Annotated in this window: 16 protein-coding genes and 1 other RNA gene; 7 read left to right on the top strand and 10 right to left on the bottom strand. The window is 36.0% G+C overall.

What is annotated here, in order from left to right; all coding sequences use genetic code 11:
* Positions 1 to 515 precede the first annotated feature (515 nt).
* Together BTA34_RS11320 and BTA34_RS11315 are read left to right on the top strand one after the other, a co-directional pair.
* Positions 516 to 4,226 carry a hypothetical protein gene (locus BTA34_RS11320; protein WP_151435672.1) on the top strand — a complete coding sequence of 1,237 codons (3,711 nt, stop codon included), beginning with the start codon at positions 516 to 518 and terminating at the stop codon, positions 4,224 to 4,226.
* Positions 4,227 to 4,321: 95 nt separating this feature from the next.
* A complete protein-coding gene (locus BTA34_RS11315) occupies positions 4,322 to 5,755 on the top strand; it encodes a DNA translocase FtsK (RefSeq protein ID WP_151435671.1) in 1,434 nt (477 codons plus the stop codon).
* 1,023 nt (positions 5,756 to 6,778) lie between these two features.
* Here BTA34_RS11315 and BTA34_RS18410 read toward each other — a convergent pair.
* The 5 genes from BTA34_RS18410 to smpB all read right to left on the bottom strand — a co-directional run bounded on the left by BTA34_RS18410 (position 6,779) and on the right by smpB (position 8,827).
* A complete protein-coding gene (locus tag BTA34_RS18410; protein ID WP_265576074.1) occupies positions 6,779 to 6,901 on the bottom strand; it encodes a hypothetical protein in 123 nt (40 codons plus the stop codon).
* A 154-nt stretch (positions 6,902 to 7,055) separates the two neighbouring features.
* Positions 7,056 to 7,205, bottom strand: coding sequence for a hypothetical protein (locus BTA34_RS18405; RefSeq protein ID WP_265576073.1), 150 nt, complete (start codon positions 7,203 to 7,205; stop codon positions 7,056 to 7,058).
* 181 nt (positions 7,206 to 7,386) lie between these two features.
* Complete coding sequence (locus BTA34_RS11310) at positions 7,387 to 7,755, bottom strand: hypothetical protein (RefSeq protein WP_151435670.1); 369 nt, start codon at positions 7,753 to 7,755, stop codon at positions 7,387 to 7,389.
* 163 nt (positions 7,756 to 7,918) lie between these two features.
* Positions 7,919 to 8,285: a transfer-messenger RNA gene (gene ssrA, locus BTA34_RS11305) on the bottom strand.
* A gap of 59 nt (positions 8,286 to 8,344) precedes the next feature.
* The gene (gene smpB, locus BTA34_RS11300; RefSeq protein ID WP_109370996.1) at positions 8,345 to 8,827 is read right to left on the bottom strand and encodes an SsrA-binding protein SmpB; all 483 of its coding nucleotides are present in this window, start codon (positions 8,825 to 8,827) and stop codon (positions 8,345 to 8,347) included.
* A gap of 156 nt (positions 8,828 to 8,983) precedes the next feature.
* On the opposite strand from smpB, the gene BTA34_RS11295 reads away from it, so the two are divergent.
* Together BTA34_RS11295 and BTA34_RS11290 are read left to right on the top strand one after the other, a co-directional pair.
* Positions 8,984 to 9,418: an SRPBCC family protein gene (locus BTA34_RS11295; RefSeq protein WP_069367808.1), complete on the top strand. Its 435-nt coding sequence runs from the start codon at positions 8,984 to 8,986 to the stop codon at positions 9,416 to 9,418.
* On the top strand, positions 9,411 to 9,704 hold the full coding sequence (locus BTA34_RS11290; RefSeq protein WP_151435669.1) for an RnfH family protein: 294 nt from the start codon (positions 9,411 to 9,413) through the stop codon (positions 9,702 to 9,704). The genes BTA34_RS11295 and BTA34_RS11290 overlap by 8 nt, the downstream gene beginning before the upstream one ends.
* Before the next feature lie 207 nt (positions 9,705 to 9,911).
* Here BTA34_RS11290 and bamE read toward each other — a convergent pair whose 3' ends face one another.
* From bamE to nadK, 3 genes are all read right to left on the bottom strand, one after another.
* Positions 9,912 to 10,274 carry an outer membrane protein assembly factor BamE gene (gene bamE / locus BTA34_RS11285; protein ID WP_151435668.1) on the bottom strand — a complete coding sequence of 121 codons (363 nt, stop codon included), beginning with the start codon at positions 10,272 to 10,274 and terminating at the stop codon, positions 9,912 to 9,914.
* Positions 10,275 to 10,387: 113 nt separating this feature from the next.
* Positions 10,388 to 12,049, bottom strand: coding sequence for a DNA repair protein RecN (gene recN / locus BTA34_RS11280; RefSeq protein ID WP_151435667.1), 1,662 nt, complete (start codon positions 12,047 to 12,049; stop codon positions 10,388 to 10,390).
* A gap of 87 nt (positions 12,050 to 12,136) precedes the next feature.
* Complete coding sequence (gene nadK, locus BTA34_RS11275; RefSeq protein ID WP_151435666.1) at positions 12,137 to 13,036, bottom strand: NAD(+) kinase; 900 nt, start codon at positions 13,034 to 13,036, stop codon at positions 12,137 to 12,139.
* A 100-nt stretch (positions 13,037 to 13,136) separates the two neighbouring features.
* On the opposite strand from nadK, the gene grpE reads away from it, so the two are divergent.
* A complete protein-coding gene (grpE, locus tag BTA34_RS11270) occupies positions 13,137 to 13,748 on the top strand; it encodes a nucleotide exchange factor GrpE (protein ID WP_151435665.1) in 612 nt (203 codons plus the stop codon).
* 117 nt (positions 13,749 to 13,865) lie between these two features.
* Here the strand turns inward: grpE and ung are convergent, their stop codons facing one another.
* Positions 13,866 to 14,546, bottom strand: coding sequence for a uracil-DNA glycosylase (gene ung / locus BTA34_RS11265; protein ID WP_151435664.1), 681 nt, complete (start codon positions 14,544 to 14,546; stop codon positions 13,866 to 13,868).
* A 334-nt stretch (positions 14,547 to 14,880) separates the two neighbouring features.
* Between ung and grcA the strand changes: the two genes are divergently transcribed.
* Positions 14,881 to 15,264 carry an autonomous glycyl radical cofactor GrcA gene (grcA, locus tag BTA34_RS11255; RefSeq protein ID WP_023581591.1) on the top strand — a complete coding sequence of 128 codons (384 nt, stop codon included), beginning with the start codon at positions 14,881 to 14,883 and terminating at the stop codon, positions 15,262 to 15,264.
* A 166-nt stretch (positions 15,265 to 15,430) separates the two neighbouring features.
* Here grcA and srmB read toward each other — a convergent pair whose 3' ends face one another.
* Entirely contained in the window at positions 15,431 to 16,795 is a 1,365-nt protein-coding gene (srmB, locus tag BTA34_RS11250) for an ATP-dependent RNA helicase SrmB (protein WP_265576072.1), read from the bottom strand.
* A gap of 264 nt (positions 16,796 to 17,059) precedes the next feature.
* Between srmB and trmN the strand changes: the two genes are divergently transcribed.
* Complete coding sequence (gene trmN, locus BTA34_RS11245) at positions 17,060 to 17,815, top strand: tRNA(1)(Val) (adenine(37)-N(6))-methyltransferase TrmN (protein ID WP_151435663.1); 756 nt, start codon at positions 17,060 to 17,062, stop codon at positions 17,813 to 17,815.
* Positions 17,816 to 17,923: the final 108 nt, after the last annotated feature.

Genomic DNA, 17,923 nt, shown 5'->3' with positions numbered 1-17,923 from the left:
GGGGTTGACCTAAGTATATTCAATGGTTAATCCCTTTATTTTCATTCTTTAAAAATAAAAAGTGATATGCGGTGTTTTTAATAAGGCAAAATAGCTAAACGTTACTAACTGCCTTGCCGTAATTTTTTTCGTAATAATGCTATTATTTACTACTGTTTAGGTAGCCTAGAAAAGCGCAATATTTTAGGTGGTTTTTTATTTGTATTCACTGAATATTACCTTCTTAAAGTATTTTAATTATTTTTTTGCATTGGAGTTAATGGATCACTTGTTCACTGTAGTTTTGTATCTATCAGCTAATGTGGAAATTACTACTCTGCTTCAAATAGTAGCCATTTAATCCATTAAGAATTTATTGGTTCAAAATAAGCAAGTTTGATTCACAAAAATTTTTTGTCAATTGATTATAGGTATTTTTAATATAGTATTTAAGGATGTATTTCTTCATATAACTTATATTTTTGAAGTTTTAAATTAATAGATAATACTTGAGGAAAGTGAAATAAGGAATAGCAATGAGTGATAAAAAATATAAATTTCAAAAGCTTACGCCTGTTAGTGATATTGATTTAGGTATTTATGAAGATGCAATCAACTTTGCTTTTGATAATGATGATCTAAAGAATATTGCAATTTCAGGGCAATATGGTGCAGGCAAAAGTAGCCTTGTCGAATCCTATAAGAAAAATCACCCCAATAAAAAATTTGTTCATATTTCACTTGCTCATTTTAGAACGTCGGAACCGACTGGAACTAATGAACCTGATAGCCCTCCTATCAATGCAACTGCATTAGAAGGTAAAATCCTTAACCAGCTAATTCACCAGATTAATGCTGATGATATTCCTCAAACAAACTTTAAAGTAAAGAAAAAGGTAACGTCTAAAAGTGTTTTTAAAAATACTTTTTGGATGGTGTTCTTTATTGGAATGATATTACATGTCATGCTATTTGAAAAATGGCGTGATTTTGTCTCGTTGTTATCTGATGGTTGGTTAAAAACGCTTTTAATATTCACCACCAAATATGACTCTCTATTAATTAGTGGCACAATAAGTGCTATTTTATTCTGTGTGTTTATCTACGTATTAATTAGAACACAAAAAAATAGGAACATACTGAGAAAAATAAGCTTACAGGGTAATGAAATAGATATTTTTGAAGAGAGTGAAGAATCTTATTTTGACCGATATTTAAATGAAGTATTATACCTTTTTGAGAACGTTAATGCTGATGCTATTGTTTTTGAAGATATGGACCGCTTTAATGCTAATAACATTTTTGAACGTCTTCATGAGGTGAATAGATTGGTTAATATTCAACGTAATTTAGTTAAAAATTCTTGGTTATCATCTAAATTATTACCTAAATTTTTATCTGGGTTCTTATTTAGGCTCTTATCTAAGCATAAGAAGCCAACCTTACGTTTTATTTACCTACTTCGTGATGACATCTTTATTTCTAAGGATAGAACTAAGTTTTTTGATTATATTATCCCAGTTATTCCAGTTGTTGATAGTTCTAATTCTTACGATCAGTTTATCCCTATTTTTAGAAATGGTGGTATTTTATCATTATTCAATGAAAATTTCTTAAAAGGTCTCTCATTATATATTGATGATATGAGAATACTGAAAAATATCTATAATGAATTTCTGGTGTATAATGATAGATTAAATACGACAGAACTTGATCGTAATAAGATGTTAGCTATTATCGCCTATAAAAATATTTTCCCTAAAGACTTTAGTGAGTTACAGGTTAATCAAGGTCTGGTTTTCACTATATTTAGTGAAAAAGAAAATATTATTACTGAGGAAATAGAAAAATTAGAAAAGGAAATTAACGATAGAAAAAAAGATATTGAGGTCATCAATAATGAAATTCTCAGGTCTATTCAGGAGGTTGATGCTGTATATGATAAAGAATTATCTCAGTATCATAGTAATCCTTACTATGATAAGGATGAAAAAGCTGATGTAGCACAGAGAAGAGCGTCTAGGAAAGCAAATGTTGAAAATAAAACTAATGGGAAAATAGAAAAGATTAATGAGATTTTATCAAAGTTAAGAGAAGATTTGGTTGACTTCAGAAGTAAAAAACTAAAAGAAATTATAACAAGAGAAAATATTGATAAACTCTTTAAACTTACATATATCAATGAAATTGGGGAAGAAAGGAATTTTAATGAAATAAAAAGCAGTGAGTATTTTGACTTGCTCAAATATCTTATTCGTGATGGTTATATTGATGAAACCTATACTGACTATATGACCTATTTTTACGAAAATAGCTTGAGTCGCATTGATAAGATGTTTTTACGTAGTATTACTGATCAAAAAAGCAAAGAGTTTACCTATCAACTCAAGAATCCCAAGATGGTTGTTACCCGCCTTCGAGAGGTGGATTTTGAACAGGAAGAGGCTCTTAATTTTGATCTATTAACTTACCTACTTCAAACTCAAGCTCCAGCTCATCTGAATTTGATCAAACGGTTATTTAAACAGCTCAGAGATAATAAAAACATTGAGTTTATTCGCGATTATTTTGAGTTAGATAAAGCTCAACCTAGCTTTATTAATCGATTAAATACCTTGTGGCCTGAGTTCTTTTTTTATGCCCTTAAAGAGAGTGAGTTTTCTGCTGATTGGGTTAAACGCTACTCGATAGGCACATTTTATTATTATGCCAGTAACGCCATTGAGACCATTAACATTGATAATTGTCTGACTGATTACCTTTCTGATTCAGCGGATTATTTAGACATAGCGGAGCCGAAGATTGACAAATTAATTAGTGGCTTTAAGCTGCTTAACGTCTTTTTTGTCAATATTAATTTTGAAAGAGCAAATAAAACACTCTTTGATGCAGTTTATCAACATTCACTTTATGTTATTAATTTTGCCAACCTGAGTTTAATGCTGAGTAAGGTTTATCTGCTTAACAGTGAAGATGATATTCGCCATAAAAACTATACGTTAGTGATGTCACAACCTGAATCTCCCTTGGCTAGCTATATTAATAACCATATCAGTAACTATCTGGATATCGTTTTATCTAGTTGTGATGGTTCAATTACAGATGATGAAACTATTGTTTTATCCGTTCTCAATAATGAGGAAATATCGGATGAACAAAAAGAACAATATATAAATTCGTTGCAAACTTTCGTGACCTCCCTGAGTGCGGTTGAGAGTGAATCCTTATGGTCATCTTTGTTGGATAAAGATAAAGTAGTTTGCTCTGAAGAAAATATATTATCTTACTTTGTAAGCATTGATGGGCTAGATGATTCACTTATCGGATTTATCAATAGAACTGATGCAGAGTTGAACTTTGCAAGTATTGATATTGAAGATGAGCAAGAAGGTAAACTGTTTAGAGCGATTATTATCTGTAACGATTTATTAAATGATAAATATGAAAAATTAATTTGTTCGCTAAATCGTATTTATGAATCCTCATTTGGCATCAACGGTATTGTAGGTGATAAATTCAAAATATTAGTGGATAAAAAAATTATTCGTATGAGTGTGGATTCGCTTGAATTTATACGAGAAAGTTATCCTGAACAGCTTTTCTATTATATCAGAAAGAATATCGAAACCTATGTTGAACTAATGGTGGCAGAGAGCTTTGTCTTAGATGAAGCTATATCGATAATTTCTTGTAACGTTGATGATGATATAAAAATTAAGTTACTCGAGTTTGTTAAAACATCGCTTACTATTCATGATAAGGAATATTCTCCTGCCGTTAATGACTATATTTTAGAAAATAATTTTGAACCAGATGAACTCTTAGATCTGACTTCATCATATAAAACATGGCCGACCTCCACTCAGTTACTCATTCTGAGCTTAGCGATAGAGCACATCTCAACATTGATAGCTACCTCTGATGACATTCCTGAACCGTTACTTATAGATCTGTTTACCTCAGAGACTCTAGATATACAGGATAAAATAGCGCTATTAATCGCTTTATTGTCAGGTAAGGATTTAAGTAAGGTTGTCAGCAAAGAGTATCTTGATCTGCTTGGTTTATCAGAGTTTAGTAAAATTTTGGGGCGAGGAAAGCCTAAAATTGAGGTTAATACCGCTAATCAAAGCTTATTAACTGCGTTAAGGGATAGTAAGTTATTTTATGATTTTGAAATGGATGAGGAGAACCCTACTTATTATAACATTATAAAAAAACAGTCTATTCTCGGTGTGAATAAATAGAGATATGTATTTTTGAGGTTTTGAGCACTGATGTTGTGCTCATTTCTTGTTGTTATATTAAACATATATAGTGAATGCACTATAAGGGGAGTTTGATGGCACAACCGTTTATTTATACCTCTGAGCTTTGCTGGTCACCTCAAAAACTAGACTCAATGGCTCAAGCAATTGAATCTTGCTTTTTGCAATACCAAATAAAAGGAGAGGTAGTCAGCTATGATGAAGGCGCAACATTTACACTCTTTAGAATCGAACTGGGCAGAGGGATAAAAGCATCTCAAGTCACAGCGTTAGTGCCAGAATTGTGTCGTTTCCTGAGTGTCGTTGATATAAAAGTTATTGATTTTATTGCTGGTACACCTTATATCGGATTAAGAGTGACTAATACCTATCGTAGAGCTGTACCTTTTGTTGAATGCTTTAATCAATGGAACGGAAGCAATGGTTTATCTTCCCTTTCTGTCATGTTAGGAGAAGATATTATAGGGGAGCCAGTTGGTTGGGATCTTACTCAAATGCCGCATTTACTCATTGCGGGTGTGACGCGCTCAGGCAAGTCAATGTTAATGCATTCCTTGGTAATGAGCATTTTATACAGAAACTCGCCGGATAAAGTTCGCTTTGTGATGTTTGATACAAGCCAACTTGAACTCAGTTTATACAACGGTATACCTCACTTGCTATTTCCTGTTGCCTCTGATTCTGTTGAATCAATAAAGCCATTATCGTTTTTGCTCGCTGAATTGCAGCGCCGTCAAAAATTATTTAGTGCGTTAAATCAGCGCAATTTGAGTGGTTATAATACGGTAATATTAAATGCGAAAGAGTTAGATAAGCCTATACCTGATCCTTTCTGGCGCCCTAATGAAAATTATAGCGACCATCCTTATTTAGGCAGTGAGCCTGAAATTGTTGTTTGTGTTGATGATTACGTTCAACTTATTGGCGAGTATAAACAAATAGGGGAAATTTTAGTTCTATTGAGCCAGCAAGGTCATGTGGTTGGTATCCATCTAATTCTAACGACTCGTGGCTCTTTATCCACCAGTATTGGTTCACAGCTTCGAATTAATATTCCTACGCGTGTTGCTCTTTCTATGTCGTCTAGGGCTGACTCTAATTTAATCCTTGATCAGTATGGCGCCGAATCACTATTTGGTTTGGGGGATATGTTATTTACATCACCGAGTTTATCTGAACCGACTAGGATCCAAGGTACTTATGTGAGTGATTCAGATATCAGGAATGCAATCGATTATTGTAAACGATGGGGAAGCGCGAGTTATCTTAATTTTTATGGGGATACCCAGAATGGATATGTGTCAGAAGAAGAACTTGACCCATTATTTGATCAAGCAACTGAGTATGTTGTAGAAAAACAGCGCGTTTCTATTTCAGGTATTCAGAGACAATTTCGAATCGGTTATAACAGAGCGACAAGGATTGTAGAGCAGTTAGAATTGCAAGGCATAGTTAGTGAACAAAACCACAATGGTAATCGTAAGGTATTAGCACCACCATTTGAGTAGTCACTAATATTGATATGTTGTATAGGTAGCCATAAGGGCACCACAAATATCAATACTGGCTACGCCCTAAACTACGAAAAGAAAATAGCCAAGAAAAGATCTAAAAGGGTTTGATTAAATAAATCAGTTTTGATAGCAATGTTGATATGCTATTGGTTTAGTTATAATTTTTATTAACCAATAGTGTTATGATAGATAGGCGGATCATAAATTTATTAGTCTTTACTGCGATTGTTCTACTCATCCTATGCCTTATAACATGCACTATTAGACCAACTCGATATAATAGTTTCACTTCCTGCAATTTAAGTGCCAATATTTTTGTTGAAAAGTCTAAGCCATGGCAATTTTTGATATTGAAAAAGATGAATTACTCGGGCTATCTGATGTCTAGTTAGATATGGTAAATGAGTTGGCCACACCCATAACAACACAGGCAACCCATTAAATGCCTCAGCAATTAGCAACACAGGTACCAAATCAACAGGACTTAAGCGGAAGTATTTACCCGTGATTGGGTGATAAAATTGTTACCATCCTTGCCCGCGCTTGCGGGCTTTTTTATGCCCTCAATATATCCACTTCTACGCCACGCTAAGGCGTTCCATTCTCATAATACATCTGCATTAACTCAAAATAGATCGCTTTGATAGCGTGCGACTGCGTGCGCATAATCCCCACGAAATAAAATCATTCACCACGTAAAACGCACTAATCCGCACCCACCTGCACAATTTGGATCAAAAAAATATTTCAGTTTGAATTTTTTACAAAACATATTGCGAGGGCGCGCGGGGATTGGGTTCTTTGCATCGGCGTCAAACTGAAATGATTATAAAAGATTTCAGGTTATTTCAGTTTGAGGGATAGAAAAAGGATCGCGATAAAAAATTAATGCATTGATAGTAAAAGAGATTTCATACTTTACGTGGGGTTGATGATCTAAATAAAAAACCAGAGAAAATAAAATAACTCTGGTTAATCAATAAGATAATCATTTTTTAAATTGAAATAGTCTGTAAATTATTTATTAATTTCACTGTGATATTTACCCAAAACCCAACCATGAATTGGATAGCCATCTCTATCTGTACCACTAGAACAACTAATTAAAACCCACTCGTTAGAATTTAGTAACTCATTCACAATCCTTTCATGTTCAGAATATAGAGAGGAAAAAGTTTGCACTTCACATATATTCATTAAGCTATTAGGTATGTGAGATTCCATCATGGCACCTTTAGTTTTGAGGAATAATTCTGTGTGAAAAATTATTCAATATACTGATAAGAAAAAATTATTAACCAATATAAACCACACCATGACCTGAATATTGTTCCCATTCATGAATTAAATCATTAAGTGTTTGAGATATATAATTTATATCTTTTGATGCGCTTAACCCCACATAATTATTTCCTTGTTGGAAAGTTTCGTATCTTATAGCCATCGTTGGGTTTGCATTTTGAAAATCTACAGATGTAGTGCCAGTTAATAAATTAATATGTACATCACCAAACTTATCTACCTAAAGCATATGATTACCAGCATTGTCATTACACATAGCTATTAATGTAGATAGTTCGTTGGTTGTTGGGTTACTATTTAAATTCATAATAATAAATCCTTTTTTAAGGGTTACTTTCTTCATCGCGATGAGAAAGACGAATACCATCACATTTCTCAAGTAAGCGTTGTGCCTCTTCTTCTGAATAACCTTTTAAATCGATAATTTTTTTATCTGTGTATACTTCAATTCTGATATTACGTTGTTGGTTAAACATTTTTAATATTCCTAATAGCTTAGGCACCATAACTGTGGTTTTTGTAAGTGTTTCATATAACACTCGTAAAACACTAGGTGCACCAACAGAAAAATATTTTACTTCACCAGCATCCAAGCCAGCTTGTTTACATTCTATCAAGAAATCAGTCTTTAGATCATCAGGGAGTTGTATTGATATATCGCGATATTTAGGTGGTTTTTCATTTGTATTCACTGAATATTACCTTCTTAAAATATTATAAAAAAGATTAAACAGTATGTATTGAAGCAAAAATATGAATAGTATTGATTAGATAGCTAATCTTTTTCTGTGTGGACGCAATGTGGACATTCTAAAAATTAAGGGGCTACGTTTTCACGTAACCCCTTGTTTTATTTGGTGGAGCTGGCGGGAGTTGAACCCGCGTCCGAAATTTCTACATCCTCGGTACTACATGCTTAGTCTATCTTTAATTTCACTTACCCACTGCGGACAGACGCGCCATGAATAAGCTAGCTTGATTAAGTTTAACGCTTCAACCCCAAGCTAGGCATCCACGCGATCTCTTTTGGGTTTGACCTCTCTTTATCCCCGTCTTAAGAGCGGAAGCTAGGGAGAGAGGGCTCAAAGCAGGTTATTAAGCTGCTAGTGCTTTATATTGATTGTCGTTTGCGACTATCTTTTTTGCGGCTTTTTACGAGGCCAACCGCCCCTCGGCATGCACCTTGGGTTTCGCAAATCCCGTCGAATCCAGAATCAGCCCCAAGTTGTTGACAGCGAGTATATCAGAAAAATACTTGTCATTGCTAGTACTTAACGCAATTTAGCGGTTAGCATTTTTCATAATACGTGCTTTGTCTAATTTCCACTCACGATCTTTAATGGTTTCACGTTTATCGTGATCTTTTTTACCTTTTGCAACGCCAATTTTGATTTTGCACCAAGCGTTTTTCCAATAAAGAGAAAGTGCAACAACGGTATAACCATCACGGTTGATTTGACCATAAAGGTTATCAAGTTCACGCTGTTTTAATAATAGTTTACGGGTACGTGTCGGATCACAAACGACATGGCTTGATGCAACATTTAAAGGCGTAATCGTTGCACCAAAAAGATAAGCTTCGCCATCACGCATGATAACATAGCTATCACTGATGTTTGCTTTACCGGCTCGCAGTGATTTAACTTCCCAGCCTTGGAGCGCCAAGCCCGCTTCTATCTCATCTTCGATGAAATATTCATGGCGAGCGCGTTTGTTTAACGCAATGGTCGCAGAACCTGGTTTGTGTGATTTTTTCTTTGTCATAATGTCCACATTATACTGTATGAGCAATAGAAAGAAATCATTTAACCGACTGTTTTCTTTTCAATTGCATAAAACTTAAGCTATATTCCATTAGATTTTTAATTAGTCACTGTTCAATGATATGATCACACACAGTGTTGTCGTACAGGAATAACTATGCCTCAGATTAGTCGATCTGCTCTTGTCCCTTTTAGCACAGAGCAAATGTTTAAACTGGTTAATGATGTTCTTACTTACCCTGATTTTCTACCAGGATGCGTTGGAAGTAAACTGATCAAAAGCACTCCAGAGGAAATGATTGCATCAATAAATGTCTCTAAAGCGGGAATTAGTAAAACATTTACTACCCATAACTTTTTAAAGACTAATGAACGTGTTGATATGCGTCTTGTTGATGGTCCCTTTCGTAAATTAACTGGAGGATGGGTGTTTACCGCACTTGATGATAATGCGTGTAAAATAGAATTTCAGCTAGACTTTGAGTTCACTAATAAATTAATTGAGTTGGCTTTTGGACGTATTTTTAAGGATTTAACGAATAATATGGTTCAAGCATTTACTCTCAGAGCGAAAGAGATCTATCGTGACTAAAATATCGGTAGAGGTAACCTATGCGTTGCCTGACAAACAGTACCTTATCCCTGTTGAATTAACATTAGGGGACACTGTTGAACAAGCCATAATTGCTTCAAATATCTTAACGATTTGTAATGATATTGATTTAACTAAGAACAAAGTGGGCATTTATAGCCGACCTGCAAAGTTAAGCGATAATGTGCGAGACGGTGATAGAGTTGAAATTTATCGACCTTTAATTGCTGATCCTAAAGAAATGCGTCGTAAACGTGCTGAGAAAGCACGACAAAAAGCGGATTAATATTATGCTTTTTTGCCCAATAGGGAGAGCATCATATACTGCATTGATAGGCCGTTTGATTACAGACAGACACAATACAAGACAACACTGTTATAAAAGCAATTTCTCTTTATAAAAACACACCCCAACGTCAACCTTAACGTATGGGGTGCAATTCGTTTTTGCCAATCTTATACAAAACTAAGCTTTCTTAGCGCTGTTATCGTATTACGATTTTGTTTCAGGCACTGAGAAGTTAGGCATATTGCCTTGTTTATCAATCTTAGTCAGTATGCCATTACTATCAAAAGTCAGGGTCAGCGTCTCTTGACGTACTTTCTGATGACCAGGCTCTTCACGGAAAACATAATACCAAGTCTGACTTCCGAAAGGATCTTTAAGCATTGGCGTACCAAGGGCAAATTGAACTTGCTGCTGTGTCATTCCTTGCTGAACTTTTGCGACTTCGGCTGGCGTTAAATAATTTCCCTGATTGATATCTGGGTGATAAACCAGTCTCTCGAACATAGAGCAACCTGAAGTCATTACGACTAAAGATAAGGCGGCAACTTTTAACAGTTTAAAACGCATGGTTATTACATTCCTTTTAGGGTCATAGTGACGATGATAATCGACAACGCAGCAATTGAAAACCTTTCACACTCTGCCTATGACCCTAAATATCAATAAAAGTTTGTTAATCGTTATGCAGCCAACAAATCTTTCGCATTTGCTAAGGTATTTTTGGTGACTTCACTGCCTGCTAACAAACGGGCTAGCTCTTGTAGACGCTCTTTTTTCGATAACAGTTTCATGGTTGTTTCAGTTTCTTCACCATTTGTCTCTTTATTAACGAAATAGTGTTGATGACCACAACCTGCAACTTGAGGTAAGTGAGTTACACACATAACTTGAGTAGACTCGCCTAACTCACGTAATAATTTACCCACAATAGCTGCTGTTGGGCCACTGATACCTACATCGACTTCATCAAAAATAAGTGCAGGAGTATCCATTTTTTTTGCGGTGATCACTTGGATTGCGAGTGCAATACGTGATAACTCACCTCCTGAAGCCACTTTAGAAAGCGCTTGATGAGGTTGCCCTGGGTTTGTGGTGACATTAAATTCAACTTTTGTGGCACCATCGATTTGCAGAGAGCTGTCATCAAAATAGGTATCAACAGTAAAATAACCATGTGGCATGGATAACTGATGCATACTGTTAGTGATTAGTTGGCTTAATTCATTTGCATATTGCTGGCGAACTTGATGCAATTGCTTTGCAACATCTAATGCAATTAAATGGTCAGCTTTGACTTGTTCTATTAAAGCGTCACAATCATCATTTTGACGAAGTAGGGCATTCTTCTCTTCAATTAATTGCTGATGAAGATCATAGAGTTCTTCAGGTGCAACGCGATGTTTACGTGACAAACTAATGTACTTAGACATGCGTTTTTCTACTTCAAATAAGCGATTAGGGTCCATCTCTAGGCGATCGCTATAATGACGAAGTTCATCACTCACTTCACTAATTTGAATCGTTGCTTCTTCTAACATTTCTAGTAGTGAATTGAACTGACTTTCCATAGAGGTCAGTTCAGTAATTTCATGTTTAGCTACATTGAGCATACTTAAAATATTTTGCTCTTCGTTGTCGCTTAAAATTTGTAAACTATTTTGGCTTAGCGTTAAAAACTGACCGCAGTTAGAAAGACGTTTATATTCTTGATCTAATTCTGGGTATTCGCCTTGTACTGGCTGAAATTCATTGAGTTCTTTTAAATGGTAATCAACCAGTTGCTGCCTTGCTTCTCGTTCTAAAGAGAGTTGCTGAAAAGCGGCTAAAGTTTGGCAACTTTGATGCCATGTTTGATACGCCGACTTCATGCTTTTTAATAAAGCCGGTTCATGGGCATAAATATCAAGTAGTTGTTTTTGATAGCGAGGCTCTAGAAGTTGCTGATGAGCATGTTGCCCGTGAATTTGGATAAGTAAAGAACCAAGCTCTCTTAATTGTGAAAGAGGTACGGAAGTGCCATTGATAAAACCACGAGAACGCCCATCAGCAGAGATAGTTCTTCTTAATAGGCATTCGTTATGATCATCAAGATGATGTTCTTCAAGCCAACGTTGTGCTGAGGGCGTATCAGAGAGTGAGAATCGTGCACATAAATCGGCTCTAGTTGCACCAGGGCGCACCATATTGGCATCACCACGGTTACCTAAGCATAAACCTAATGCATCAATTGCAATAGACTTACCTGCGCCAGTTTCGCCTGTAATGGTGGTCATGCCACCAGAGAAATCGATTTCAAGTTCACGGACTATGGCAAAATGACTAATGGTTAATTGAGTCAGCATAGTGCCTCTCCTGTGTATAAAAACATATCTGTAATTACATACAGTATAAACTGGTTTTTTATACAGTAAAGTAGTGAGGCAAAAAAATTAGAACATTTTTTTCGACCAACCTAATTTTGAGCTGAGTGTATTAAAATAATTGTAATCAGTCGGATGAACTAAATTGAGCTTTTGACGGCTTCTCTTAATAATAACTTCATCGCCTTCTTTAATGGGTAACACTAATTGGCTATCGCAACTCACTTCATAATCGATATTTGTTTGTGAGAATTTTAAGCGAATTTGGCTATCACTGCTGATAACTAAAGGACGTGCCGATAAGGTATGTGGAAACATAGGCACAAGAGCAATTGCATCAAGATTTGGGGTTAAAATAGGGCCTCCCGCAGAAAGTGAATAGGCCGTTGATCCCGTTGGTGTTGCGATAATTAAGCCATCAGAACGTTGAGAGAAAGCAAAACGATCATCAATGTAAACTTCAAACTCAATCATATGAGCAACTTTACCAGGATGAAGCACAACTTCATTGATTGCTGTACCAATGCGATTTCTTTGACCTTCAGCACAGACTCTTGCCTCAAGTAAAAAACGCTTTTCTTCATGATAGTGCCCAGCTAACACATTGGTTAATTGCTGTAAGGCATTATCAGGGTCAAGGTCAGTAAGAAAGCCTAAATTACCCCGGTTAACACCAATCACTTTGATATTATAACGAGATAAAACACGCGCAGCGCCAAGCATATTGCCATCACCACCCACAACAATGACAAGATCAGCAACTTTGCCAACTTGTGTTAAATTACCGGTTTGTGCATTTTCTAGTTTTAGTTCTTGAGCAACTTGTGTATCAATAATAACGTCATAACCTTGAGCCAATAGCCAATGATAGAGCATTTCATGCGTTGAAATTGCTTCAGGATGGCGGGGATGGCCGACAATGCCAATGCATTTAAAGTGTTTTTCGTCTGTTACGGTATTATCTGGCATTTTTTTACCCTCGTTTTGCGCCAATTCCTTGAAACCCGTTTATTGATCCCCATAATAAACTAAATATGAAGATGAATACCAAAACTACGCGGAGATGTTCATGAGTAGTAAAGAACAAAATGTACATGAAGAGCAAGCCTCAAAAGAAAAAGAAGGAATGGGATCTGCAATGAATGAGTCTCAAGAGCCAACAATGACCGAAGAAGCACAAGCGGACTTTAATGCTCAAGCTGAATTAGTGGAAGCATTAGCGCGTGTTGATTCTCTCGAAAAACAACTTGAGCAATCTCAAAAGACAGAGCGTGAAGCAATGATCCGCGCTCAAGCTGAAGTTGAGAACATTCGTCGCCGTACTCAACAAGATGTTGAGAAAGCACATAAATTTGCGCTTGAGAAGTTTTCTAATGAGTTGTTACCTGTACTCGATAATTTAGAGCGTGCTTTATCTGCGGCTGATCATGAAAATGAATCATTAAAGCCAATGATTGAAGGGTTAGAATTAACGCTGAAATCATTTTTAGATGCTGTTCATAAATTTGGAATTGAAGTGGTTGAAGAAAAAAATGTGGTATTTAACCCTGAAGTTCACCAAGCGATGACTTTAATTGATAGCCCTGCACATGACGCTAATCATGTTGTTGATGTTATGCAAAAAGGATACACCTTAAACGGTCGTTTATTGCGCCCAGCTATGGTTATTGTTTCTAAATAATATCGATAAAACATTCGTTATCACATGAGTTATTGCATGTAGATAAAGTAAACCGCACAATACGAAGATTATTTAATATTCTTGTTATTGTGCGGTTTTATGTTTTATAGGATGATTTTATTCGATGGGGTCAAGATGCCAATTAATCGGTTTGCGACCTTGTTGCTGTAAAATATCGTTGGCTTGTTTAAAATGACCACAACCTAAAAAGCCTCTATGAGCAGAAAGCGGGGATGGATGAGGTGCTTTTAAAATAACGTGTTTATTTGTATCAATAAAACGTCCTTTTTTCTGAGCATGAGCGCCCCAAAGTAAGAAAATAACCCCCTCTCTACGCTGATTGATCTGTTCAATTACTGCGTCAGTAAAGATTTCCCAACCATAGTTAGCGTGAGAATGAGCTTGACCTTTCTCTACCGTTAATACGGTATTAAGTAATAAAACACCTTGTTTTGCCCAGCTTTCTAAATAGCCGTGGTTAGGGCGTTTAAAATCAGGGTATTCTTTTTCAAGTTCTTTATACATATTGACTAATGAAGGTGGTGCTGGCACGCCTGGTCGTACTGAAAAAGAGAGTCCATGTGCTTGATTAGGGCCGTGATAAGGATCTTGCCCTAAAATAACTACGTTCACATTATCAAAAGGCGTAAAACGAAAAGCATTAAAAATATCTTCTTGAGGAGGATAAACAATTTTACCTGCGGCTCTTTGTTGTGCGACTTGAGACATAATTTGATGAAAATAAGGCTTTTCTTTTTCAGCGCCTATCACATCATGCCAAGTTAATGGTGTAGTCATAACCTAAAATCCTTGTTGATATCTTATAGTGTCTAAGCTTACCGATTTCATCAGGGGAATGAAAATATTACGGTCCAAAAATAAAAATTAATTGTTCCTTCAATTTTTATTTGAAAATTTACAAAAAAAATTGCAAATCAACGATAAATGATTGTTGATTTAAAACAACACTTTGCACCTTACAGGGCAAAGAGCTTATGAATTTTATTGATATTTATCAAAGAATGATGCCATTTATACTGGTATATAAGTAGACAGAAACATTGGTTAGACCAAATACCCAAGTTCTGATATGAGATTGGAATTTGATTTTGCGCCCAAATTGGAGGTCGAAATGATTACTGGTATCCAAATTACTAAAGCTGATAACGACGATTTATTACACTCTTTCTGGTTATTAGATGATGAAAACGGCGAAGCTCGTTGCATCTGTGCTAAAAAAGGTTTTGAAGAAGGCCAAGTGATTAACCGTAAAGAGTTAGGCAATATCGAATACCGTGAAGTGCCTGTAGAATCTAAACCGGTTGTTCGTGTAGAAGGTGGTCAACACCTTAACGTTAACGTATTAAGCCGTGAAACACTGGAAGATGCTGTTAACAATCCTGAGAAATATCCTCAATTAACTATTCGTGTTTCTGGTTATGCTGTGCGTTTTAACTCACTGACTCCAGAACAACAACGTGATGTTATTACTCGTACTTTCACAGAAAGCCTGTAATTTTCACTAAAGTAATCAGTTAATAATAAGCTCGATATGAAAATATCGGGCTTTTTTTATATATCTATATTTATATATCTATATAAAAGCAGAAAAAAGATAAAATAAAAAACCGTAGCTATATTATATCGCTACGGTTTTTTTATAAGTTCAGCAAGAGTACAGATTATTCGTTATCAGTATTTGCTTCTTTAGCTGGTGCAGTAGGTGCAATCTTTTTTTCTGTATGCTCAGCAACTGCTTTGCGGCGTTTACCAATATTTTTACGATCGCGAGTCCGCACTTTTTCTTTAACTGCTTTTTTCTCTTCTTCTTTTTTTGCTTTACGTTTAGCAAGCACTTTTTTAGAAGGTTTGAATGTTGCTTTCAGGCTTGGTGCTTTGGTTTCTGGACGTAATTCTGCAACAACACGATATTTAATTGGCTCTTGAACGTAACGGCCAATTTTCCCTAATAATGGGTGATCGTGAGCTTCAACTAATGAAATGGCGATACCTTTGCGGCCCGCGCGTCCTGTACGACCAATACGATGCAAGTAAACATCCGCAGTACGAGGCAAGTCAAAGTTGAAAACGTGTGTGATGTCATCAAGATCAAGACCACGAGAAGCAACATCTGTGGCAACAAGCACATTCATTTTGCCGGATTCTAAACGTTTGATCGCATCGTTACGCTGTGTTTGCGCCATTTCACCTTCAAGGTAGCTACATTTAATACCTTCTTTTTCTAACGCGGTGACAAGCTCTCTTACACGCTCTCTTTTACGAACAAAGACAATCGATTTTTTAACATCGTCTTGTTTCAGTAATGCAGCCAGTAACGCTGTTTTATGTTCAAGATTATCAGCATGATAATAGAACTGCTGAATTTTTTTCCGTTCACGGCGAGAAGGATCGGCATTAAGCTCAACAGGTTCGTTGAGGATGCGCTGTGCAAAATCAATAACCGCATTACCTTCCAGTGTTGCAGAAAACAGTAATGTCTGTTTGCGCCAGCGAGTTTCGCCTGCAATAGTTTCGATATCGTTAGCGAAACCCATATCTAACATGCGGTCTGCTTCATCTAAAATCAGCATTTCTACTGCACGACAGTCAAAGTTTTCTTCTTTGATGTACTGTAATAAACGACCTGTTGTTGCAACAACGATATCTTGGTTTTCGCTGAAGACTTCAGCGTGATTCATATAAGCAACACCGCCCGTGATTGTGGCGATATCTAAATGTGTGTGCGCACATAACTCTTTAGCCTGTTCGGCAACTTGCATGGCAAGTTCGCGTGTTGGAGTCAGGATAAGAATACGTGGTGGGCCTGATTTTTTACGTGGATAATCAAGCAAGTGTTGAATTGCCGGAAGCAAAAAGGCCGCTGTTTTCCCTGTGCCTGTTGGCGCAGAGCCTAAAATATCGCGTCCATCCATTGCAGCAGGAATGGCATCTGCTTGAATAGCAGTAGGACGTTGATATCCTTTTTCTTCTAATGCGGTCAATAAACTTTCATCAAGTTCAAGACTGGAAAATGTCGTGGCTGTCATTGTATACCTCTGTTTAGGGCGCGGATTTTGACATTATCCCCCGCTAAAAGCCAGAGGATTTACCGCTATCACATTATATATTACCGATAGACGAAGGTATTCGTTGTTTTTAGGCTTAATCTAAATAAGCGTGCATCGTATACAAATAGTTTAATGTTAAGATAGGGGTTGTAGAAACGTTATCTTACCATATATCTCTTTTTCCGTGACATGATTGATAAGCAATAAAAAAGAGATTGCTGTACAAATCAATAGAGCCAATAGATGAATCAAAAGAAAGTGAAAAAAGCAGGATTACGCAAAGGTGGTTTTACATTTAAACAATTTTTTGTTGCTCATGATAAGTGTGAAATGAAAGTGGGTACAGATGGTGTTTTATTAGGAGCTTGGGCGCCTATCGATAATGTAAAAAGAGCACTTGATATTGGCACAGGGAGTGGATTAATTGCATTAATGCTGGCTCAACGAGCGAATAAGATTGAGTGTATTGATGGCATTGAACTTGATGAGAAGGCAGCATTACAAGCTACAGAAAATGCCCAAGAGTCACAATGGCATTCATTTATTCATATTTATCATAGTGATATTCATTATTATGTAGAGCAAGCGCAACACAAGTATGATTTGATTGTTAGTAATCCTCCTTATTTTGAGCCAGCAATTGCTTGTCGTAATGATGTTCGTGAGCAAGCACGTTATACCAAAACTTTAACACACGAAGGATTGCTAGATAGTGTGCAATCACTTATCGCCGAAGAGGGTTTGTTTTGTGTTGTGTTACCTTATTCTATTGGTGAGCAATTTATTGAAATTGCAGAAAAGAAAGAGTGGAATGTTGCAAAACGCGTTAATATTAAAGACAGCGAAGATAAACCTTATCATCGAATTTTGTTGGCATTTCAAAGGCAAAATCAAAGCAGTGTTGAATGCAGTATAGATGAACTTATTATTCGTAATAATGAAGGGAGCTATACCGATAAGTTCCAATCTTGGGTAACTGACTTTTATTTATATTATTAAATCTATATTTAATAATATCTTGTTAAGATAATATATATTGTTGTAAGTAATCGTATATATTTAAATAATATCATTGTGTTATCGTTTTTTTATTGGCAAATTGCATTT

Origin of the sequence: Proteus sp. CD3, assembly GCF_008808075.1 — a bacterium.
GTDB classification, from domain to species: Bacteria; Pseudomonadota; Gammaproteobacteria; order Enterobacterales; family Enterobacteriaceae; genus Proteus; species Proteus appendicitidis.
The sequence above is the reverse complement of the archived record's forward strand: the minus strand, read 5'-3'. Positions and strand labels throughout refer to the sequence as shown.

What these genes read in the sequence shown, in the direction of transcription:
- BTA34_RS11315 (WP_151435671.1), top strand. Translation starts at nt 4,322, where the DNA reads ATGGCACAACCGTTTATTTATACCTCTGAGCTTTGCTGGTCACCTCAA.
- smpB (WP_109370996.1), bottom strand. Translation starts at nt 8,827, where the DNA reads ATGACAAAGAAAAAATCACACAAACCAGGTTCTGCGACCATTGCGTTA.
- BTA34_RS18405 (WP_265576073.1), bottom strand. Translation starts at nt 7,205, where the DNA reads ATGGCTATAAGATACGAAACTTTCCAACAAGGAAATAATTATGTGGGG.
- bamE (WP_151435668.1), bottom strand. Translation starts at nt 10,274, where the DNA reads ATGCGTTTTAAACTGTTAAAAGTTGCCGCCTTATCTTTAGTCGTAATG.
- BTA34_RS11320 (WP_151435672.1), top strand. Translation starts at nt 516, where the DNA reads ATGAGTGATAAAAAATATAAATTTCAAAAGCTTACGCCTGTTAGTGAT.
- srmB (WP_265576072.1), bottom strand. Translation starts at nt 16,795, where the DNA reads ATGACAGCCACGACATTTTCCAGTCTTGAACTTGATGAAAGTTTATTG.
- ung (WP_151435664.1), bottom strand. Translation starts at nt 14,546, where the DNA reads ATGACTACACCATTAACTTGGCATGATGTGATAGGCGCTGAAAAAGAA.
- trmN (WP_151435663.1), top strand. Translation starts at nt 17,060, where the DNA reads ATGAATCAAAAGAAAGTGAAAAAAGCAGGATTACGCAAAGGTGGTTTT.
- grcA (WP_023581591.1), top strand. Translation starts at nt 14,881, where the DNA reads ATGATTACTGGTATCCAAATTACTAAAGCTGATAACGACGATTTATTA.
- grpE (WP_151435665.1), top strand. Translation starts at nt 13,137, where the DNA reads ATGAGTAGTAAAGAACAAAATGTACATGAAGAGCAAGCCTCAAAAGAA.
- BTA34_RS11295 (WP_069367808.1), top strand. Translation starts at nt 8,984, where the DNA reads ATGCCTCAGATTAGTCGATCTGCTCTTGTCCCTTTTAGCACAGAGCAA.
- recN (WP_151435667.1), bottom strand. Translation starts at nt 12,049, where the DNA reads ATGCTGACTCAATTAACCATTAGTCATTTTGCCATAGTCCGTGAACTT.
- nadK (WP_151435666.1), bottom strand. Translation starts at nt 13,036, where the DNA reads ATGCCAGATAATACCGTAACAGACGAAAAACACTTTAAATGCATTGGC.